Origin of the sequence: Clostridium sp. KNHs205 (assembly GCF_000702945.1) — a bacterium.
GTDB lineage: Bacteria > Bacillota > Clostridia > Lachnospirales > Lachnospiraceae > Anaerocolumna.
The window spans coordinates 4,375,582-4,394,785 of the sequence record NZ_JNLE01000003.1 but is presented as its reverse complement, the minus strand read 5'-3'; the positions used below and the strand labels follow the sequence as shown (position 1 = coordinate 4,394,785).

19 protein-coding genes are annotated in these 19,204 nt (G+C 38.3%); 18 read left to right on the top strand and 1 reads right to left on the bottom strand.

Going from position 1 to position 19,204, the window contains the following annotated elements:
* The first annotated feature begins 231 nt into the window (after positions 1 to 231).
* Both sigG and BR73_RS0118275 read left to right on the top strand, forming a co-directional pair.
* Positions 232 to 1,011 (top strand): RNA polymerase sporulation sigma factor SigG, encoded by a 780-nt coding sequence (sigG, locus tag BR73_RS0118280; protein WP_033166722.1) that lies wholly within the window; start codon positions 232 to 234, stop codon positions 1,009 to 1,011.
* 129 nt (positions 1,012 to 1,140) lie between these two features.
* Positions 1,141 to 2,241, top strand: coding sequence for a ComEC/Rec2 family competence protein (locus tag BR73_RS0118275; RefSeq protein ID WP_033166721.1), 1,101 nt, complete (start codon positions 1,141 to 1,143; stop codon positions 2,239 to 2,241).
* A 7-nt stretch (positions 2,242 to 2,248) separates the two neighbouring features.
* Here BR73_RS0118275 and BR73_RS0118270 read toward each other — a convergent pair whose 3' ends face one another.
* Positions 2,249 to 2,512: a YlmC/YmxH family sporulation protein gene (locus tag BR73_RS0118270; RefSeq protein ID WP_033166720.1), complete on the bottom strand. Its 264-nt coding sequence runs from the start codon at positions 2,510 to 2,512 to the stop codon at positions 2,249 to 2,251.
* 183 nt (positions 2,513 to 2,695) lie between these two features.
* On the opposite strand from BR73_RS0118270, the gene nrdR reads away from it, so the two are divergent.
* The 16 genes from nrdR to BR73_RS27595 all read left to right on the top strand — a co-directional run bounded on the left by nrdR (position 2,696) and on the right by BR73_RS27595 (position 19,202).
* The gene (gene nrdR / locus BR73_RS0118265) at positions 2,696 to 3,157 is read left to right on the top strand and encodes a transcriptional regulator NrdR (RefSeq protein WP_033167600.1); all 462 of its coding nucleotides are present in this window, start codon (positions 2,696 to 2,698) and stop codon (positions 3,155 to 3,157) included.
* 189 nt (positions 3,158 to 3,346) lie between these two features.
* Positions 3,347 to 4,876, top strand: a complete 1,530-nt coding sequence (locus tag BR73_RS0118260; RefSeq protein WP_033166719.1) for a YifB family Mg chelatase-like AAA ATPase — start codon at positions 3,347 to 3,349, stop codon at positions 4,874 to 4,876.
* A gap of 30 nt (positions 4,877 to 4,906) precedes the next feature.
* Positions 4,907 to 5,992, top strand: coding sequence for a DNA-processing protein DprA (gene dprA, locus BR73_RS0118255; protein ID WP_033166718.1), 1,086 nt, complete (start codon positions 4,907 to 4,909; stop codon positions 5,990 to 5,992).
* Between the two features lie 63 nt (positions 5,993 to 6,055).
* Positions 6,056 to 8,116 (top strand): type I DNA topoisomerase, encoded by a 2,061-nt coding sequence (gene topA / locus BR73_RS0118250; protein ID WP_156034758.1) that lies wholly within the window; start codon positions 6,056 to 6,058, stop codon positions 8,114 to 8,116.
* A 261-nt stretch (positions 8,117 to 8,377) separates the two neighbouring features.
* Positions 8,378 to 9,148, top strand: a complete 771-nt coding sequence (codY, locus tag BR73_RS0118245) for a GTP-sensing pleiotropic transcriptional regulator CodY (RefSeq protein ID WP_033166716.1) — start codon at positions 8,378 to 8,380, stop codon at positions 9,146 to 9,148.
* Between the two features lie 462 nt (positions 9,149 to 9,610).
* Positions 9,611 to 10,000: a flagellar basal body rod protein FlgB gene (flgB, locus tag BR73_RS0118240; RefSeq protein ID WP_033166715.1), complete on the top strand. Its 390-nt coding sequence runs from the start codon at positions 9,611 to 9,613 to the stop codon at positions 9,998 to 10,000.
* Between the two features lie 11 nt (positions 10,001 to 10,011).
* Positions 10,012 to 10,452 (top strand): flagellar basal body rod protein FlgC, encoded by a 441-nt coding sequence (flgC, locus tag BR73_RS0118235; RefSeq protein WP_033166714.1) that lies wholly within the window; start codon positions 10,012 to 10,014, stop codon positions 10,450 to 10,452.
* A 16-nt stretch (positions 10,453 to 10,468) separates the two neighbouring features.
* Positions 10,469 to 10,780, top strand: a complete 312-nt coding sequence (gene fliE, locus BR73_RS0118230) for a flagellar hook-basal body complex protein FliE (RefSeq protein WP_033166713.1) — start codon at positions 10,469 to 10,471, stop codon at positions 10,778 to 10,780.
* A gap of 24 nt (positions 10,781 to 10,804) precedes the next feature.
* Positions 10,805 to 12,400 (top strand): hypothetical protein, encoded by a 1,596-nt coding sequence (locus tag BR73_RS0118225; RefSeq protein ID WP_033166712.1) that lies wholly within the window; start codon positions 10,805 to 10,807, stop codon positions 12,398 to 12,400.
* A gap of 11 nt (positions 12,401 to 12,411) precedes the next feature.
* Positions 12,412 to 13,422, top strand: a complete 1,011-nt coding sequence (fliG, locus tag BR73_RS0118220) for a flagellar motor switch protein FliG (RefSeq protein WP_033166711.1) — start codon at positions 12,412 to 12,414, stop codon at positions 13,420 to 13,422.
* The gene (locus BR73_RS0118215) at positions 13,415 to 14,233 is read left to right on the top strand and encodes a FliH/SctL family protein (RefSeq protein WP_033166710.1); all 819 of its coding nucleotides are present in this window, start codon (positions 13,415 to 13,417) and stop codon (positions 14,231 to 14,233) included. The genes fliG and BR73_RS0118215 overlap by 8 nt, the downstream gene beginning before the upstream one ends.
* A gap of 79 nt (positions 14,234 to 14,312) precedes the next feature.
* Positions 14,313 to 15,623: a flagellar protein export ATPase FliI gene (gene fliI, locus BR73_RS0118210; RefSeq protein ID WP_033166709.1), complete on the top strand. Its 1,311-nt coding sequence runs from the start codon at positions 14,313 to 14,315 to the stop codon at positions 15,621 to 15,623.
* A gap of 33 nt (positions 15,624 to 15,656) precedes the next feature.
* On the top strand, positions 15,657 to 16,103 hold the full coding sequence (gene fliJ, locus BR73_RS0118205; RefSeq protein WP_033166708.1) for a flagellar export protein FliJ: 447 nt from the start codon (positions 15,657 to 15,659) through the stop codon (positions 16,101 to 16,103).
* 11 nt (positions 16,104 to 16,114) lie between these two features.
* Positions 16,115 to 16,891 carry a hypothetical protein gene (locus BR73_RS0118200; protein ID WP_051685300.1) on the top strand — a complete coding sequence of 259 codons (777 nt, stop codon included), beginning with the start codon at positions 16,115 to 16,117 and terminating at the stop codon, positions 16,889 to 16,891.
* A gap of 82 nt (positions 16,892 to 16,973) precedes the next feature.
* Positions 16,974 to 18,374: a flagellar hook-length control protein FliK gene (locus BR73_RS0118195; RefSeq protein ID WP_033166707.1), complete on the top strand. Its 1,401-nt coding sequence runs from the start codon at positions 16,974 to 16,976 to the stop codon at positions 18,372 to 18,374.
* Positions 18,375 to 18,392: 18 nt separating this feature from the next.
* Positions 18,393 to 19,202: a flagellar hook capping FlgD N-terminal domain-containing protein gene (locus BR73_RS27595; protein WP_051685299.1), complete on the top strand. Its 810-nt coding sequence runs from the start codon at positions 18,393 to 18,395 to the stop codon at positions 19,200 to 19,202.
* Positions 19,203 to 19,204: the final 2 nt, after the last annotated feature.

Genomic DNA, 19,204 nt, shown 5'->3' with positions numbered 1-19,204 from the left:
ATTATTACATCCTGTTTAACCGTATAAAGATGCCTTTAATAGTGAATCATTTACTTATGCAAAGAGTAGAAATGGATAGAGAAAACTTCTATAATAATTGAAGTTATTTCTATGTATTTGAAGGATTTCAACATAGCACGTTTGTGTTATAAGAAATTTTTTTCTGCCCTGTATACATGTACTGTACACATGGATTTGTACATGAAGAAAAAATGATTTGGAGGTTTTCATATGGCTCTTTATAAGGTAGAAATATGCGGTGTTAATACATCTAAGTTGCCATTACTGAACAATAGTGAAAAGGAAGAATTATTTAAACGTATCCTAGAGGGAGATAAAGAGGCAAGAGAATTGTATATCAAGGGTAATCTGCGTCTTGTACTTAGTATAATTCAAAGGTTTTCTGGCAGTAATGAAAATGTTGATGATTTATTTCAGATCGGCTGCATTGGTCTTATGAAAGCAATTGATAATTTTGATATAACACAGAATGTGAAATTCTCCACCTATGCCGTTCCTATGATAATCGGTGAAATAAGAAGATATCTTAGAGATAATAACAGCATAAGGGTTAGCAGGTCTTTACGTGATACTGCGTATAAAGCTATTTACACGAAGGAAGCATTACTTAAGAAAAATGACAAAGAACCCACAGTTATGGAAATTGCTTCGGAAATCGGTATTTCAAAGGAAGATGTGGTTTATGCACTGGATGCCATTCAAAGCCCGGTATCCCTTTATGAGCCTGTTTATTCAGAAGGCGGAGATACCCTGTATATTATGGACCAGGTCAGCGACAAAAAGAATAAAGAGGAAAACTGGATTGAAGAGATTGCATTAAAAGAAGCCCTCTCAAAACTTACGGACAGGGAAAGAGGAATTATAGAACTTCGGTTTTATGAGGGTAAAACCCAGATGGAAGTAGCTAAAGAAATATGCATATCACAAGCACAGGTATCCAGGCTGGAAAAATCAGCACTGAAAAATATGAAAAATTATCTAAGTCAATAAATTAAGTTATGCACCTTAACAAAAATGGTAGTTTTGTTAGGGTGTATTTTTTTATATTTTGATATTGATTTTTATGGAAACCTCTAGTAAGCTATTAGAGCATTTTACAGAGGAGGAAATTAAGTTAATATGAAAAATAAAATATTTCAAAGCTTTGTACATATTTTAAGGATATCTCTGGTATTGTCTTTCATTCTCATATTATCCGGTTGTACAGTTGAGGTAAGTAACAATGATTCAAACAGCGATTTAAAGGTTATGTACCTGGATGTGGGACAGGGAGATGCTATATTGATACAGTCGCAGGGAGAAGCTATGCTTATTGACGCCGGTGAGAAGGAGCAAGGAAGCACTGTAACCGGTTATCTGGAGCAGGAAAATATTAAATCCCTTAAATATATTATCTGCACACATCCTCATAGTGACCATATCGGTGGTATGGCAGAGGTTATCAAGGAATATAATGCAGACGAGATATTTCTTGATAAACAAAAATATGACACAGAGACCTATAATAATTTAATCAGCCTGGTAGAGAAAAGGAATATAACCAAGACCTATCCCAAAGCAGGCGACACCTATAAGCTTGGTGGTTCTTCCTTTGAGTTTCTAACACCTCTCGGGAAGGATTATGGTGATAACACCAATAATTACTCTTTAGTGGTTAAGCTGACCAATGGTAAGAATTCTTTTCTGTTTACCGGTGATATGGAAGAAGAGGCAGAAAAAGATCTGCTATCGGAAGTCGGCGATCTGGAGTCAGATGTATTAAAAGTCGGACATCATGGATCTTTAACCAGCAGCAGTCTTGAATTCCTGAGAGCAGTAGATCCTGTTTATGCAGTTATTTCTGTTGGGAAAGATAATTCCTATGGTCATCCTTCCAGTATTACATTGGCCAATCTGGAGGATGAAGATGTGCAGGTGTACCGAACGGATGTAATGGGTACCGTTATAATAAGTAGTGATGGTAATAATATTTCAGTTAAAACAGAAGGTACATATGCAAAGCAAGCTTCTGAAAGCCCGGTTGAAGAGAATACTGACAATTTAACGGATGATCAGGATAAACCTTCTGATAAGAAATCAGAGGAATACGTATATGTAACAGAAAAAGGCTCCAAGTACCATAAAAAAGGCTGCCAGTACGTAAAGGATAACCGCAAAGCCATATTAATGGAAGAGGCAAAAGAAGAGGGCTATGAACCCTGCAGCGTCTGCAAACCTTAAGGAGAGTTTAAATATAAGCTGATTTTATAAGCACTTTTTCTGCATCAATATCAACAAGAATTACATCAGTGCCAATCTGCTTGATACAGTTATAATTTATTACATATTCCTGGTCTCTTCCTAAGAAACCCCAGATTTTACACGGACCCGGTACGATAATATGCGTTATAATGCCAGTATTAACATCGAATTCCAGGTCGCAGACAAAACCCAGTCTTTCTCCGTCTCTGCAGTTGATAACTTCTTTCTGTTTTAAATCACATAGTCTCATGGGGCCTCCTTTTTCAATTATTGACATATGAAGGTGGTATATTTTCAGCAGGTTACAGACAGGCATCAGAAAAACTATCTATCTTAATATATGAAAAAAGTAGTATTAAAATATCTTGACCGATTGAATATCTTTCAATATAATCAACTTAAAGAAGTTAGAGGGAAGGATAAGGTACAAATTATGAGATGTCCATTTTGCGGAGATGAGAATACAAGAGTTATTGACTCAAGACCGGCAGACGATGGAAGTTCTATTCGAAGAAGACGTCAATGTGATGAATGCTCAAAGCGTTTTACTACTTATGAAAAAGTAGAGACTATTCCTTTGGTGGTCATAAAGAAGGATAACAACCGTGAGCCTTATGACAGGTCGAAAATTGAAGCAGGTGTTTTTCGTTCCTGCCATAAAAGACCCATTTCCGTTGACCAGATGAAAGCACTGGTAGATGAAGTGGAGAATACCATATTTAATATGGAAGAAAAAGAAATTAAGAGTTCTGTTATCGGTGAAATTCTTATGGACAAGCTAAAGGATCTTGATGCGGTTGCTTATGTCAGATTTGCTTCGGTTTATCGTGAATTTAAGGATGTAAATACTTTTGTGGATGAACTTAAGAAGATATTAGATGCGAAACAAGGATAAACTCTAACGAATGCCGCAGAAGTGGATATATGAAGTGTAAGAGCAGCAGATAGCTGACAGAGTATTATATACTCCTGTGCTATCTGCTGTACTTTATTGTGAGGTAATTATTGCCAGAACCATGCTTTTTTGTTATAATCATCATGGATGATGCTTCTGCACCCCCGGAGAGAAAGGGAAAGGAGCAATATGTTTAGTAAAGTATACAGCGGAACAGTTTTGGGTATTGATAGCAGAAGAATTACTGTAGAAGCTGATATCAGTGACGGGCTGCCGGTTTTTGACCTTGTGGGATATCTTGGCTCCGAGGTCAGGGAAGCCAGGGAGCGGGTCCGTATTTCCTTAAAGAATTCCGGTTATCGTTTGCCGGCGAAACGAATAACCATTAATCTATCACCGGCTGATATGCGCAAGGAGGGAACGGCATTTGATCTTCCCATTGCCATATCTGTTCTTGCAGCCTTAGGTCTGCTCCTGGAAGAAAGTCTTAAAGATACCCTGTTTATAGGTGAGTTAAGTTTGAATGGAGAAGTAAAAAAAGTAAATGGAGTTCTGCCCATTGTGTACATGGCATACGAGCAGGGTTTTAAAAGATGTGTTGTACCCTCCTGTAATCTTAGGGAAGGCGCGGTAGTTAAAGGGATTGAAGTATATGGGGTGGATACCTTAACACAGGTGGCAGAATTCTTAAACGGAAAGCTGCATCTTGATCCCTGTATCTTACAGGCAGAGGACTTAAAACCAGGCAGGGAAGATACGCTATATGACTTTTCGGATATCGTTGGTCAGGAGCTGGCGAAAAGGGCAATTGAAATCGCTGCCTGTGGTATGCACAATATTCTTTTAATAGGACCACCCGGTTCCGGTAAGACAATGCTTGCCAGAAGGATTCCATCTATTCTTCCCGAACTTTCCTTTGAAGAAAGTCTTGAAATTTCTAAAATCTACAGCGTCTCAGGATTATTAGATAATAATCAGTCCTTGATTCTTAACCGCCCTTTTCGTTCCCCTCATCATACAATCACCACCACTGCGTTAACCGGAGGAGGAAGATTCCCGATGCCCGGAGAGATAAGCCTGGCTCATTTGGGTGTTCTTTTTTTGGATGAATTTCCTGAGTTTAACCGTAAAACCATCGAAATTCTCAGACAGCCACTGGAGGAAAATGAAATAACAATTACAAGACTGAACGGTACCTTTCGTTATCCGGCTAATCTGATGCTCTGTACGGCAATGAATCCATGCAATTGCGGTTATTATCCTGACAGGAATAAATGCCATTGCTCCTTGTCACAGGTGAGGAACTATCTTGGTAAGATCAGCCGCCCTCTTTTGGACAGAATAGACATTAGTATTGAAGTGCCACAGTCAGATTATAAGGACCTGAATAAGAAGGGTGGGAGAGAAACCTCTGCTATGATTAGGGAGCGGGTAATGAATGGAAGACTGGTCCAGACGGAGCGGTACAAAAAGGACCGGATACATTTTAATTCACAGCTTACCACCAGAATGCTCCAGGAATATTGTGTATTGGGCAAAAAGGAAGAGAAGTTGATGGAGGAGGCTTATATCAGATTAAACCTTAGTGCCAGAGCGTATCACAGGGTATTAAAGGTAGCCAGGACTATTGCGGATTTGGAGGGAAGCGAAAATATTAAAGAAAAGCATTTAAGTGAAGCCATCTGTTATCGCAGTATGGATAAGAAGTATTGGGAATAGTCTTAAGGATTTATGTTTAAGGAGGTTCAAATGACAAAAAAAGAATGCTGGTTCTGGTTATGCGGATTAGAGATAAGCCTAAAAAAGAAGAATTCAATATTATCCTTTTTTTCTTCCATTGAAGAGGTGTTTGCCGAAGATATAGAGGAATTTAAGAAGATATCGGAATTAAATGAAAAAGATCTGGAACGTATCAACAAAACCAGACAGGTGGATAAGGTGCAGGAAAGCTATGCTAAACTAAAAGAGAAAGACATATATTTTGTATCAATAGAGGAGGAAGTATATCCTGAAAAATTACGAAATATCTATGAGCCGCCACTTGGGTTATTCTATAAAGGAAAGCTTCCTGAGGAAGATAAAGTCCACATTGCAGTTGTCGGAGCAAGAAACTGCTCTGATTATGGGCGGGAAACAGCAGTATTATTTTCAAAAACTTTAGCAAGAGCCGGAATTGGAACCATCAGCGGACTTGCAGCAGGCATCGATGGTGCTGCCCATACAGGCAGTCTGGCGGCAGAAGGAGCAACTTATGCAGTTCTTGGGTGCGGGGTTGATATTTGCTATCCGATAGAGAATTTTAACATCTATTTAGCTACAGCTGCTAAAGGAGGAATTATCTCAGAGTACGTACAGGGAACAGGGCCAAGAGCATATCATTTTCCTATGAGGAATCGAATTATCAGCGGATTGGCAGATGGAATCCTTGTTGTGGAAGCCAGAGATAAAAGCGGTTCCTTAATAACGGTTGATTATGGTTTGGAGCAAGGCAGGAATATCTATGCAGTGCCGGGAAGACCGGGGGATTTACTCAGCAATGGATGTAACAATCTGCTTAAGATGGGGGCTAAATTATGTACGGAACCTGAGGATATACTAGAGGATTACATGGATTTCTGTAAAAATATACCTAAACTTACGAAAAAAAATGATAAATTACTTGAAGACGGGGAAAAAATAGTGTATGCTTGTTTAAGCCGTATCCCAAAACACCTGAACGATATAGCCTCAGAAACAGACCTGGCTATCGGAGAATTGGCTCAAATACTTTTTCAGTTGGAATGGAAGAATTTTATTAAACAAACCAGAGCAAATTATTATATAACAGATATCTGACGAAGGGAGCTTTATTGCCTGCTCTCCTTTGAAGAAAATAGAAATAGTTTACCAGATAGGGGAGTGCACATGAATCTAGTTATTGTTGAATCACCAGCAAAAGCTAAAACGATTAAAAAATTTTTAGGCGCTAACTACGAAGTGGTGGCTTCAAACGGACATGTTAGAGACTTACCAAAAAGTCAGCTGGGTATTGATACTACTAATGATTATGAACCGAAATATATAACCATAAGAGGCAAAGGAGATCTTCTGGCAAAGCTCAGAAAAGAAGTGAAAAAAGCAGATAAAATTTATCTTGCAACTGACCCTGACCGTGAAGGGGAGGCGATTTCCTGGCATCTTACGAAGACATTAAAGCTTGAAGATAGTGCCTGCAGCAGGATTACTTTTAACGAAATAACCAAAAATGCAGTAAAAGCCTCAATTAAACAGGCCAGAGATATTGATATGAATCTTGTGGATTCTCAGCAGACCAGAAGAATTCTTGACCGTATGGTGGGTTATAGTATAAGTCCTCTCCTTTGGGCAAAGGTAAAAAGAGGTCTGAGTGCCGGACGTGTTCAATCCGTTGCTCTCCGTATAATCTGCGACAGGGAAGATGAAATCAATGCTTTTTTACCGGAAGAGTACTGGTCACTGGAAGGCAGCTTTCAGGTAGAAGGTGAGAAAAAACCCCTGACAGCCAAATTAATTACTTCCTCCCTGGAAAAAAAGAGTATCGCTTCAGAAGAGGAATTAAATAAAATATTAAAAGACCTGGATAAAGCGGATTATAAGATTTCAGAAATTAAAAGAGGCGAAAGGCAGAAAAAACCGCCTCTGCCCTTTACTACCAGTACTTTGCAGCAGGAAGCTGCCAAGACTTTGAATTTCTCAACTTCTAAGACCATGCGGCTGGCACAGCAGCTTTATGAAGGTATTGATATCAAAGGCCATGGTACCATTGGTTTAATAACCTACTTAAGAACAGATTCCGTTCGTATATCCGAGGAAGCGGAGAACTTTGCCCGTGAGTTCATTGAGAAGAATTATGGCAGCAACTACAATACCGAAGCAGAAGATAAAAAGAATACCGGGAAGAAGATACAGGATGCCCATGAAGCAATCAGACCTACCTATACAGATTTAACACCGGTAATTGTAAAGGAATCCTTAAGCAGAGATTTATTCAGGCTTTACCAGCTTATATGGAAACGATTTGTAGGCAGCAGAATGGCGCCGGCCAGATATGAGACCATTAATGTTAAAATAGATGCAAAGGGATATAAGTTCAGTACCTCTGCATCCAAAATGATTTTTGACGGATATCTCAGCGTTTATTCGGAAGAAGAAGAAAATGAAAGCCATGCAATGCTAAAAGATATTACGGAAGAATCCAAAGTGAAGCTTCTGGAGTTCAATCCTTCTCAGCATTTTACTCAGGCTCCGCCTCACTATACAGAGGCTTCCCTGGTTAAGACACTGGAGGAACTGGGAATTGGAAGACCCAGTACTTATTCGCCTACTATTTCAACCATTTTAGCGAGAAGGTATATTGTTAAGGAGAATAAGAATCTCTATGTAACAGAGCTTGGTGAAGTTGTTAACAATATTATGAAGGAAGCTTTTTCAACAATTGTTGATGTAAACTTTACTGCTAACCTGGAGTCACTTCTGGATAAAGTGGAGGACGGCAGTGTCTATTGGAAGACTGTTGTCCGGAATTTCTACCCTGACCTGGATGAAGCAGTAAATAAAGCAAAGGATAGCCTGGAAGAAGTCAAGATAGAAGATGAGAAGACAGATATTATCTGTGAAGAATGCGGAAGAAATATGGTAATCAAATATGGTCCCCACGGAAAATTCTTAGCATGTCCAGGTTTTCCTGAATGCAGGAATACAAAACCATATCTTGAAAAAATCGGTGTAGTCTGCCCGTTATGTGGCAAGGATGTGGTTATTCGAAAGACAAAGAAAGGCCGTAAGTACTACGGATGCGAGAATAATCCGGAATGTGAATTTATGTCCTGGCAGAAACCTACGGATCAAAAATGCCCTAAATGTGGAAATGTGCTTATTGAAAAAGGTAATTCTTTGGTATGCCTCGATGATAAATGTGGCGGTATTGTTGTGAATAAATAAGAAATATATGAAAAACAGATATATTATATTAAAATGTGCGTCAAAAAGAAGAAATAACTATTGTTTTTATGAAAAAGGTATGATACTATTTATCTAATGTTAATACAACTTATCAGAAATAGTTCTTCTGGTTTCTGATAAAGGCAGTTTTGTTGCTGTCGTGTATCCAAGATTTAAATGACCGGTATCTTATATTGCGAATTAATTACTGGTTATTTAGAAGAATCAGATAAACAAGCGGGGGTACTGGGAGGTTATTTCATGAGTGTACAGTTGCTCGATAAGACGAGAAAGATTAATAAGCTATTACACAATAACAATTCTCACAAGGTAGTTTTTAATGATATCTGTGAAGTGTTAAGCGAGATTCTGGAATCAAATATTCTGGTAATCAGCAAAAAAGGTAAAGTTCTAGGTATTAAAAACAGAGAAGATATTGTAGAAATCAAGGAATTAATCAAAGATGCCGTAGGCGGTTACATCGACCAGATGTTAAATGAGCGTCTGCTTAATATTCTTTCTACCAAAGAGAATGTTAATCTATTGACACTTGGCTTTGAACTTGATACAGATATTAGCTACCAGGCAATTATCATTCCTATCGATATTGCAGGGGAGAGGCTTGGGACATTGTTTTTATATAAGAGCATAAAGCCTTATGATCTGGATGATATTATTCTCAGTGAATATGGTACCACAGTTGTTGGACTTGAAATGATGCGCTCTGTAAATGAAGAGAATGCAGAAGAGAGCCGTAAGGTCCAGATTGTTAAGTCGGCAATCAGTACATTGTCCTTTTCTGAATTGGAAGCAATTATTCACATCTTTGAAGAACTGGAAGGAAATGAAGGTATTCTGGTAGCAAGCAAGATTGCTGACAGGGTGGGTATAACCAGATCGGTGATTGTGAATGCCCTTCGTAAATTTGAAAGTGCCGGAGTTATTGAATCTCGTTCCTCCGGTATGAAAGGTACTTATATCAAAGTACTTAACGATGTTGTTTTCGATGAGCTTAAAAAGCTGAACAAGTAAATTATTGAAATATTACATTATTTTAACAAAATAGTTAGAAGATTAATAAAATGGATTTATAAATTGTATACAATTTATAAATCCATTTTTTATGCAATTTATTTGCTATATATGCAAAAATGTCGAAAATTAGGAGCACCAATTAACAGTATTCATAGGATTTAGACAAAAAGCTTTTCCGCATAAATAGTGCATTTGAGCTATATTTCGTATAATTTACAATATATGATATAATAGTACTAATTTATAAAAATTAGCTTGTTTTTTTGTCGTAATATATTTATAATTGAAGCTAGTTACGAGAGATGTGTGAGTTTGTTGAAGATATTCAGCTAAGTTTTCACACAATGCCCTTGCAAATCGCAAGCTGGCTTGCGGTACTGCTTGAATAATAAGTGTGAAATATATTTTTATTTCATACATTATCAAGTCGAAGAATTGATAAGCGGGAAAGAGGTAAGTATGATTAATTCAGATTTATTCAATTATGTGAACGTACTGAATAAGGCAGCGGATGCAATGTGGACAAGGGGCCAGTTGTTAGCCAATAACCTATCCAATGTCAGTACACCAGGATTTAAAAGACAGGATATCGAATTCCAGACTTATTTAGCCAATGCGCTCCAGGGACCTGGCAATCTCAACCAGAAAGTTGCTGGTATAGACTTGAAATCAATACAGCCGACCGTCTATACGGATAATTCGTCCTTAAGCTACAGACTGGACGGTAATAATGTTGATATAGATACGGAATCTGCTAAGATAGCAGAGAATCAAATTAACCATAGTGCTATGCTTGAAGCTATGTCTCACGAATTCAGCAGAATAAGAACAGCATTGTCTAATAATTAGGAGGAAGTTAAATGTCAGTTATTGATGCAATGAATATAAGTGCCAGCGGTATGACGGCACAAAGACTTCGGATGGATGTCATATCGCAAAATATTGCTAATGTCAATACTACAAGAGATGAAAATGGAAATGTGGTAAGACGTAAGATAGTAGTTTTTGAGGAACGTAACCAAAGTCCCTTTTCTAAAATTCTTGGGGGAAAGATAAATGAAGCGATGGGAAATGGCGTTAAGGTTACAGAGGTTAAAGAGGATACTACAACACCAATGAATGTTGTTTATGATCCGTCACATCCGGATGCCGATGAAGAAGGTTATGTAACTTATCCCAATATTAATACTGTAACTGAAATGGCAAATCTTATTGATGCATCCAGAGCTTATGATGCCAATGTTACAGCTTTTAACTCAATAAAAAGTATGGCATTAAAAGGATTGGAAGTAGGAAAATAACAGGGGGGACTAATTGATGGATATTACACTGCTTAATGGAATATCGGGTATAAATGCATATGGTGCTAATAATACAGGGGTGGAGAAGACCACAAGGAATGATGCGTTTGATAGTGTATTCCAATCTGCTCTTTCTATGTTAAAAGAAACAAACAATTTATCAAATGCTGCAAAAGAAGCTGAGGTTTCCTTTGCGTTAGGGCTGTCTAATAACACTTATGACCTTCAGGTTGCTCAGGAAAAAGCTAACCTGTCACTACAGTACACTGTTCAGGTGAGAAATAAGGTAATAGAAGCTTATAAAGAGATTATGAATCTCCAATTCTAATGATGGAACTGAAGGAGCTGTAATATGATTGACAGACTAAAGCAAGTACCGGTTCAGTTGCTTAACCAATGGAATAAATACACCAGCAAACAGAAAACGATTATTATCGGAGTTGTTGCTACTATTTTTCTGGCTCTTGTCATATTGGTTACCGTATTGAACAGGACTGAATATAAAGAGTTATTTACAGGCGAGAATAAAAAAGACGTCAGCACTATCGCAGGTCTGTTGAAAGATGAAGCAATCGCCTATAAATTAAGCAGTGATGGTATGACTATCGATGTGGATAAGGACAAATTCTCTGATGCACTTTTACTGGTGTACAGCAGTGATGTTCCCACAACCGGATTGACCATGGAGCAGTTGGTGAAGAATGATTTAAGTACCACCAACAGTGATCGTAATTTAAAGAACCATTTATACGTGCAGACAGAAATCAGAAATTACCTGATTAAAATGAAGGGTATTAAGGAGGCTCAGGTTACTTATGTGCCATCTGATACCACATACAGCGTTTTGACCGAAAAGCAGGATTTACCGGCCAGTGTGGCCTTGACCATAACAGATGAATTTGACGTTGCTAATGCTGCTGCTGTTGCAGAGTATGTAGCTGCGGCTATTGGAAATGAATCTACAGATAAAGTTAAGATTATAGATCAGAACGGAGCACTCTTATTTGGAGGTAAAGATGACCTTTACACGGGAAGTGCCAATTCTGTACTGGAATATAAAGAGAAGCTTCAAAACACCTATAATAACAATATTTACATGTTAATGTTAAAACTTGGTTATACAGATGTGCAGCCAATGTTCAATTGGAAGCTTAGTATGGATAAAGTTACTCAATTGTATAATGAAAAGATTCCAGCAGAAGGCCAGGATCAGGGTTTATATAGTGAGTATTATTCTTATGACACTAAGAACACCAATGAAACCAGCGGTGGCACCCCTGGAACAGACTCCAATGATGAAACATCTTATGAAGTTGATAACGGTACGGGAAGTGATTCTTCGTCCTCTACTGTACAAATTAAGTACCTCCCCAGTGAAAGGGTAACTAACACGGAATATGAAGTAGGTGCTGTAATACCGGAAGAATCTTCAGGAAGCATTGTTATGACAAAAGTTGTTACCGTTACCGAGGAAGAATTAAAGCTCAGAGGTGATCTTAATGGCAAGACCTTTGACCAGTATGTAATGGAAAACAAGGAACCTGTGAAAATAACTGTAGATGAAGAGGTTTATAATGCAGTTTCACTGGCAACAGGTATATCTACAGATAAAATTTCAATTATAGCATATCAGCAGTCAGTCTTTGTTCCTACACAAACGACTCCAAGAGACTGGTCCTTCTATCTGCAGATTCTTCTTGCAGTAGGTATAGTTGGTCTGTTGATATTTGTAGTATTTAAAGGAACAGCACCTGCGGAAGTTACAGAGCTTGAACCTGAACTTTCAGTAGAGCAGCTGTTAGCTACAACTAAGGAAAATCAATCATTAGAAGATATCGAGTTCAGCGAGAAGTCGGAAGCAAAGAAGATGATCGAGAAATTTGTGGACGAGAACCCGGATGCGGTAGCTCAGTTGCTGCGTAACTGGCTAAACGATGAATGGGGTTGATGGAGGGGAATATGTCAAAGAATTTAGAAATATCAGGCGTACAAAAAGCTGCAGTTCTCCTTATATCCTTAGGACCTGAGAAATCAGCAAGTATCTTTAAGCATTTAAAAGAAGATGAAATAGAGCAGTTAACACTGGAAATTGCAAATACCAGAAGTGTAAACCCCTCAACCAAGGAACAGGTTCTTGATGAATTTTATGAAATCTGTCTGGCGCAGCAATATATTGCAGAAGGCGGTATTGCGTATGCGAAGGAATTGCTGGAAAAAGCACTTGGTGAAGACAAAGCAAAAGATGTTATTGGTAAGCTGACAGCATCCTTGCAGGTTAGACCTTTTGAATTTGTCAGAAAAGCAGATGCAAGTCAGATGCTTAACTTTATACAGGATGAGCATCCTCAGACTATCGCGTTGATCCTTTCTTATTTATCCTCCGGTCAGGCGTCGGCTATTATCTCGGCACTTGCTCCTGATAAGCAGGCCGATGTTGCAAAACGTATAGCACAGATGGACCGAACATCACCTGATGTTATTAAGGAAGTGGAAAGAGTACTGGAACGTAAGTTATCCTCACTTGTTAATCAGGATTACACCATCGTCGGTGGTGTTGACTCTATCGTATCAATCTTAAATACTGTTGACAGAGGTACAGAGAAACACATTATGGAAACTCTGGAAATTGAAGAACCAGAATTAGCAGATGAGATCAGGAGAAAGATGTTTGTATTTGAAGATATCCTTACCCTGGATGATCGTTCGATTCAGAGAGTTCTTCGTGAGGTTGATAATAATGAATTAGCAGTTGCTTTAAAGGCTTCCAACGAAGAAGTACAGAATGTTGTATTTAACAACTTGTCAAAACGTCTTGCTGCAATGATCAGAGAGGATATGGAATTTATGGGCCCTGTTCGTCTGAAAGATGTTGAAGAAGCGCAGCAGAAGATTGTTAATATTATTAGAAAGTTAGAGGACTCCGCTGAGATTATTATTTCCAGGGGTGGAGGTGATGAGATAGTTGTCTAATCTTATTAAATCCAGATATGTAGCATTAACCGGGGAAAATAAGTTTGTAGTGGATTCTAATGAAAGAAGTGAAGAATTCCGCATTATCAATTTTGCAAACAGACCTCAGGTGCAGCTTATTAATAAGGAAGAAACTGCTGCAACTGCTGAAGGCTTCGTACCTGGTATAGATGCTCCTGTAATTGAAGAGGAAGAGCCTAAGTTAAGTGAAGAAGAACTAAGGATCCGTTTAGAGGATATGATAGCGAAGGCAGAGGAAGAAGCAGCTCTGATTCGCAGAATCGCAGAAGAAGAAAGCAGAGCCTATAGTAAGAAACTATATGAGGAAGCTGAAAGAAACGGTTATGAAGCAGGACTTCAAAGAGGAATGCAGGAAGCTCTCATAAAGCAGAAGGAATATGAGGAACTGAAGAGTAAACTTCTTGTAGAATATGAAGAAAAGGCAGCTTCATTGGAACCTGAATTTGCCGGGCTTATGGCAAAGCTAATAGAAAAAGTAACCAGTGTATCCATTGAAGATAAAACAGGTGTAATAACACATTTACTGCACAGAGCAATTTTACATGGAGATAACAGTAAATTTTACCATATAAAGGTATCGAAAGAGGATTATGAAGAGGTTCTGGCGTTTAAACCCAAATTGCTTGAAATTGTAAGCGACAGTATTGAATTGGATATAGCTGTTGACAAGAACCTCCTTCAGAACCAGTGTATTATAGACATGGAAACCGGTATCGTGGATTGCAGCCTTGATACACAGCTGGAAAATCTAAGAAAAGATATAATATTACTTTCAAATGACAATTTATAATATTTATTAAAGCATCCACTGATTACTGGGAAGTATTGATGACTTCATAAGCAAAAATGATATGCGGGAAAGAGGTTATATGAGTTTAGCTACCTTAAATAAATATGATATGTTGTTGGATAGGACTTATGAGAAGCAACTAGGGAAAGTAGTTAAAGTTGTAGGTCTTACAATCGAATCCATCGGACCTAAAGCGAATTTAAATGACCTTTGTATCATTGTTTCTTCAGATAAATCTCAGACTATTATGGCAGAGGTGGTAGGCTTTCGTGAAAATCGTATCCTGCTTATGCCTTATGATAGTATTGAAGGTGTGGGTGTCGGCAGCACTGTTGAATCTACGGGCAGACCGTTAAATGTTGCAGTAGGTGATGATCTGCTGGGCAAGACACTGGATGGCTTGGGAAGAACCATAGATAAGTCGGAACTGAAAGCTACAGCAGAGTATTCTGTTGAAGCTCAGCCTCCGGACCCGTTAATGCGAAAGATTATTGATGAGGTATTGCCCTTAGGCGTAAAAGCCGTGGATGGTATGATAACCGTCGGAAAGGGACAAAGAATAGGAATCTTTGCCGGTAGTGGTGTTGGTAAGAGTACTCTTATGGGGATGTTTGCAAGAAATACAAAAGCAGATATTAATGTTATTGCTCTTATCGGCGAGCGTGGCAGGGAAGTAAGAGAATTTTTGGAAAGAGATCTGGGAGAAGAAGGTATGCGGCGCTCAGTAGTTGTGGTAGCAACTTCTGATAAACCGGCTCTTATAAGAAATAAAGCAGCTAAAACAGCAACAGCTATTGCAGAGTATTTCAGGGACCAGGGTAAAGATGTTCTCTTTATGATGGACAACCTTACAAGATTTTCTATGGCTCAGCGTGAAATTGGTCTTGCCTCCGGTGAACCGCCTGTATCAAGAGGGTATCCGCCAAGTGTTTACTCGGAAATGCCCAAATTATTAGAACGGGCAGGGAACTCAGATAAGGGTTCCATTACAGGCCTATATGCAGTTTTGGTAGATGGAGACGATTTCAACGAACCAATCACCGATACTGCCAGAGGAATTCTTGACGGTCATATTATGCTGACCAGAAAGATGGCCAATAAGAACCATTATCCGGCAATTGATGTCCTGCAGAGTATATCCCGTGTTATGTCTGCAGTAGCAACTTCGGAGCATAAAGAAGCGGCAGGCAAGTTAAAGAATGTACTGGCCACCTATACAGAAGCAGAAGATTTAATAAACATAGGTGCTTATAAAAACGGCTCAAATAAAAATATAGATTATGCAATTACAAAAATAGAAGCGGTTAACAGCTTTTTAAGACAGGGTGTTGATGAGAAATTTGATTTTGGCACGATAACTGAGGAGCTTCTAAATTTATTTGAAGATTAATGTACTCGGGTCTCGCCGGGAAAGGTCGTTTAAATGGCAAAGTTTATTTATAAGATGGAGAATATCCTGGGCATCAAATATAAAATGGAAGATCAGGCGAAAACTGCATATGGGCACGCCAGAAGAAAACTAATGAAAGAGGAAGAAAAGCTGCTTCATTTGAGAAATTTATTAGATGAATATATAGATAGAAATAAAGAGTTAAGAATGAAGAAGCTTGATATAAAGAAGTTAAGGGAATATACAGAGGCTGCAGAATCCGTAAAGAAAGACATTAAATTGCAGGAACTGGCAGTAAAAAAAGCAGAACAGCAGGTTGAACTTGCAAGACAGAAATTAAATCTTGCAATGCTGGAAAGAAAAACCCATGAAAAGCTGAAGGAAAATGCAAAAGAAGTATTTTTCATGGAACTTGCTTCCGGGGAAAGAAAAGAAGTAGATGAGCTGGTAAGCTTTAAATATAATAATCCTACCAATTAGGAGGAATGGAAATGGCAAAGAAAAACGAAGGGGCAGAAGGCTCCGAGAAAGAAAGAAGTATAGGTAGCAGAATAATAGTTGCCTTAATTGTATTTTCTGTAATATTAATATGGCTGGTTGTATTTGCTCTTTTGGTTAAATTAGATGTTAATGGACTTGGTTCCTCTGTTCTCAGACCGTTAATTAAAGATATACCTGTAGTTAACAAGATTCTTCCTGAGGTTACAGAAGAGCAGATGGCATATGAAAATGATTACCCTTATACCTCCTTAGAAGAGGCGATAGACCGCATTAAAGAATTAGAGGGTGAAGTCGAGGATTTGACTGGCAGTAAAGAAGCCTCTGATAAGACGATAACTGACCAGCAGGCTGAAATTGAAAAACTCAAAGTTTATGAAGCAGACCAGGAAGCCTTTGAAGCCAGAGTAAAAGAATTTGATGAAAAAGTTGTATTTGCCGACCAGGCACCCAGTATAGAAGAGTATAAAGCTTATTATGAAAGCATAGACCCCGCTAATGCGGAAGAAATCTACAGACAGGTTGTAGAGCAGCTGCAGTATTCAGAAGCAATTAAAGAAAAGGCTGAGATATACAGAAAAATGAAGCCAGATGCAGCAGCGCAGATATTAGAAACTATGACAGCAGATATAGAGACAGTGGCACAAATGTTATTAAGTATGAGAGCTTCAGAAAGCTCTTCCATACTAGCTGCTATGGACACAACAGCTGCAGCAAAGATTACCAAGAAAATGATAGATATGGATGCTCAGCTGGCAGGTGATAACTAGGCTTAAGGTTTGTGCAGTCTCATTAAGATCAGGACTGCACCTGCTTAAGTATAAATATTAATAAAGAAAGGAGGAACTAAGTATGATGCAAAATGTTAAAGCAAATTTTACACAGATCTTTGCAGGTACAAGCAGCGGAAGTCCGGTAAAAAATACTTCAAAAACCAGTCAGAAGTCCTTTGATGATGTAATTGCCAGAAGCTTGAAAAACAATAAGGATAAACTGGAGAGTAATGGACCGGATGAAAAAGCTGCAGCTGTAAAAGAATCTTCAGATTCTTTGTCAGATAATAAGCAACCACAGAAAAAAGTACAAAATCAGGAGAATAAAGTATCGGGTAATGAAGCAGCCAATAATACTATTACTCCAAATACAGAAGATCCACAGAGTATTAATCAGCTTGATGAAGCAGCTGAAGTTGACAGCGGAAATACGGATGCAGCACAGTTATTAAATCTTCAGGATTTAGGACTGTCAACTATTGAAGATATTCTTAATGCAATAAAAAGCAGCATTCAGAAAAAGCTGGGTATTTCAGAAGAAGATATGGATAAAGCTCTGGAAGCCCTTGGATTTACTCCTTTAAATCTGCTGGATGTTAATAATCTGAAGCAATTTCTCTTACAGGTAAGCAACAATGATGATAGTATGGCTTTTTTGACCAATGAAGAGTTGGGAAATAACTTAAAAGAGCTGTTAAAGGTTTGCGATACCATCAAAGAACAATTTTCTATTTCGAAAGAGCAGCTTCCCCTCTTAACTCAACAAGCAGCAGAGATGAATACTGTCAATAGTACTATGAAAACAGACACTGCTGCTGAAAATTCTACAGGTCAGGAAGAGTTTGATATTACAGTTGTTAAATCAATTAATACAGAAACCGCTGTGAGTTCAGAGGGCAGTAAAAAATCCGGTGATGGTAAAGCTGAGCATAATTTATCAGCTTCAGAGCTTATGATTCAAAATCTTGCTGTTAATACGACTACACAAGATGTTGCTTTTAACGATCAGCTGGCCAGAACTCAGCAAATCAGAGAAATAACCAGCCAGATTTTAGAAGCTATCCGGATTAATATTAAACCCGAACAGACTTCTATGGAACTTCAGTTAAATCCTGAAAATCTTGGAAGAATCAATTTAACAGTTGTGGCAAAAGACGGAATTCTTACTGCTAAGTTTGTGACTGGAACTGAAACAGCAAAAGAAGCTATTGAGAGCCAGCTGCAGGTATTTAAAGAAAATTTAAACAACCAGGGCTTAAAAGTTGAAAACGTAGAAGTTACAGTATCCTATTCTGCTTTTGACCGCAAGAGTCAGGAATTTAGTGAGGGAAGCGGTAAAGAAGACCAGAGCAAGCAAAAGAATAAGCTGTTCAAGGATATCAGTCAGCTTAATGATACGTTCGCTGATACTGATGAGACAGAAGCCGCAGGTATAAACGGTCTGGATGAAAATACAAGCAGCATTAATTATACCGTATAAGTAAAAGAAGGAGGAAGCATGAGCGTTCTCGGAGTATCAAATGGTAAAGTTGTTGATACGAGTGCATCGACAACAACTAACACAACAGGAACTTCATCACTTGATAAAAATGCATTTTTACAGCTTTTAGTTACTCAGATGAAATATCAGGATCCTTTGAATCCAAGTACGGATACGCAATTTGTTCAGCAGTTGGCGACTTTCTCCCAGTTGGAGCAAATGCAAAATCTTAACCTAACGACTACCAATAATCAGGCTTTTGGTCTGGTGGGTATGGAGGTTGAAGTCAGTACAAAAGATTCCGCCGGGAAAGTTACCACAAAAACCGGTACAGTGGATTATGTAGTTATGAGTAATGGAACTGCAAAACTTGCTATTGATGGTAATTTATATACTCTTGATCAGGTTACGACAGTTCTTGACAGTACTTATGTGTTTGAAAAAGGACTCCCCTATATCACGAAAAAAGTTGATACAACTTTTGATAAAGAGAATCCTGAAGATATCAGCTTTACAGTAAATTTAGGATCCGGTAAAACAGTTGCAACGGATGTTGCGGTAATCATTAATAATAATGTTGTTGATTCTAAATATGTGAAGTTAGACGGAACCAAAGTAACAATCAGCAAAGAAGCCTTAGAAAAGCTGGAAAACGGTACTTACAAACCTACAATTATGTTTAATGATGCGAACTACACAGTAGTGTCAAATCAGATTTCGATAACGGTAAAAGGAACTGTAGAAGAAGAGCCTGATGAAACCGGAGATGGTTCCGGAGATGAAGGGGATGGCTCTGATGATACAGGAAAGACCGGTACAGAAGATTAAAA

What these genes read in the sequence shown, in the direction of transcription:
- fliJ (WP_033166708.1), top strand. Translation starts at nt 15,657, where the DNA reads ATGGCAAAGTTTATTTATAAGATGGAGAATATCCTGGGCATCAAATAT.
- BR73_RS0118260 (WP_033166719.1), top strand. Translation starts at nt 3,347, where the DNA reads ATGTTTAGTAAAGTATACAGCGGAACAGTTTTGGGTATTGATAGCAGA.
- BR73_RS0118275 (WP_033166721.1), top strand. Translation starts at nt 1,141, where the DNA reads ATGAAAAATAAAATATTTCAAAGCTTTGTACATATTTTAAGGATATCT.
- fliG (WP_033166711.1), top strand. Translation starts at nt 12,412, where the DNA reads ATGTCAAAGAATTTAGAAATATCAGGCGTACAAAAAGCTGCAGTTCTC.
- BR73_RS0118200 (WP_051685300.1), top strand. Translation starts at nt 16,115, where the DNA reads ATGGCAAAGAAAAACGAAGGGGCAGAAGGCTCCGAGAAAGAAAGAAGT.
- flgB (WP_033166715.1), top strand. Translation starts at nt 9,611, where the DNA reads ATGATTAATTCAGATTTATTCAATTATGTGAACGTACTGAATAAGGCA.
- fliI (WP_033166709.1), top strand. Translation starts at nt 14,313, where the DNA reads ATGAGTTTAGCTACCTTAAATAAATATGATATGTTGTTGGATAGGACT.
- BR73_RS0118225 (WP_033166712.1), top strand. Translation starts at nt 10,805, where the DNA reads ATGATTGACAGACTAAAGCAAGTACCGGTTCAGTTGCTTAACCAATGG.
- sigG (WP_033166722.1), top strand. Translation starts at nt 232, where the DNA reads ATGGCTCTTTATAAGGTAGAAATATGCGGTGTTAATACATCTAAGTTG.
- flgC (WP_033166714.1), top strand. Translation starts at nt 10,012, where the DNA reads ATGTCAGTTATTGATGCAATGAATATAAGTGCCAGCGGTATGACGGCA.
- dprA (WP_033166718.1), top strand. Translation starts at nt 4,907, where the DNA reads ATGACAAAAAAAGAATGCTGGTTCTGGTTATGCGGATTAGAGATAAGC.
- nrdR (WP_033167600.1), top strand. Translation starts at nt 2,696, where the DNA reads ATGAGATGTCCATTTTGCGGAGATGAGAATACAAGAGTTATTGACTCA.
- BR73_RS0118195 (WP_033166707.1), top strand. Translation starts at nt 16,974, where the DNA reads ATGATGCAAAATGTTAAAGCAAATTTTACACAGATCTTTGCAGGTACA.
- BR73_RS27595 (WP_051685299.1), top strand. Translation starts at nt 18,393, where the DNA reads ATGAGCGTTCTCGGAGTATCAAATGGTAAAGTTGTTGATACGAGTGCA.
- BR73_RS0118270 (WP_033166720.1), bottom strand. Translation starts at nt 2,512, where the DNA reads ATGAGACTATGTGATTTAAAACAGAAAGAAGTTATCAACTGCAGAGAC.
- codY (WP_033166716.1), top strand. Translation starts at nt 8,378, where the DNA reads ATGAGTGTACAGTTGCTCGATAAGACGAGAAAGATTAATAAGCTATTA.
- fliE (WP_033166713.1), top strand. Translation starts at nt 10,469, where the DNA reads ATGGATATTACACTGCTTAATGGAATATCGGGTATAAATGCATATGGT.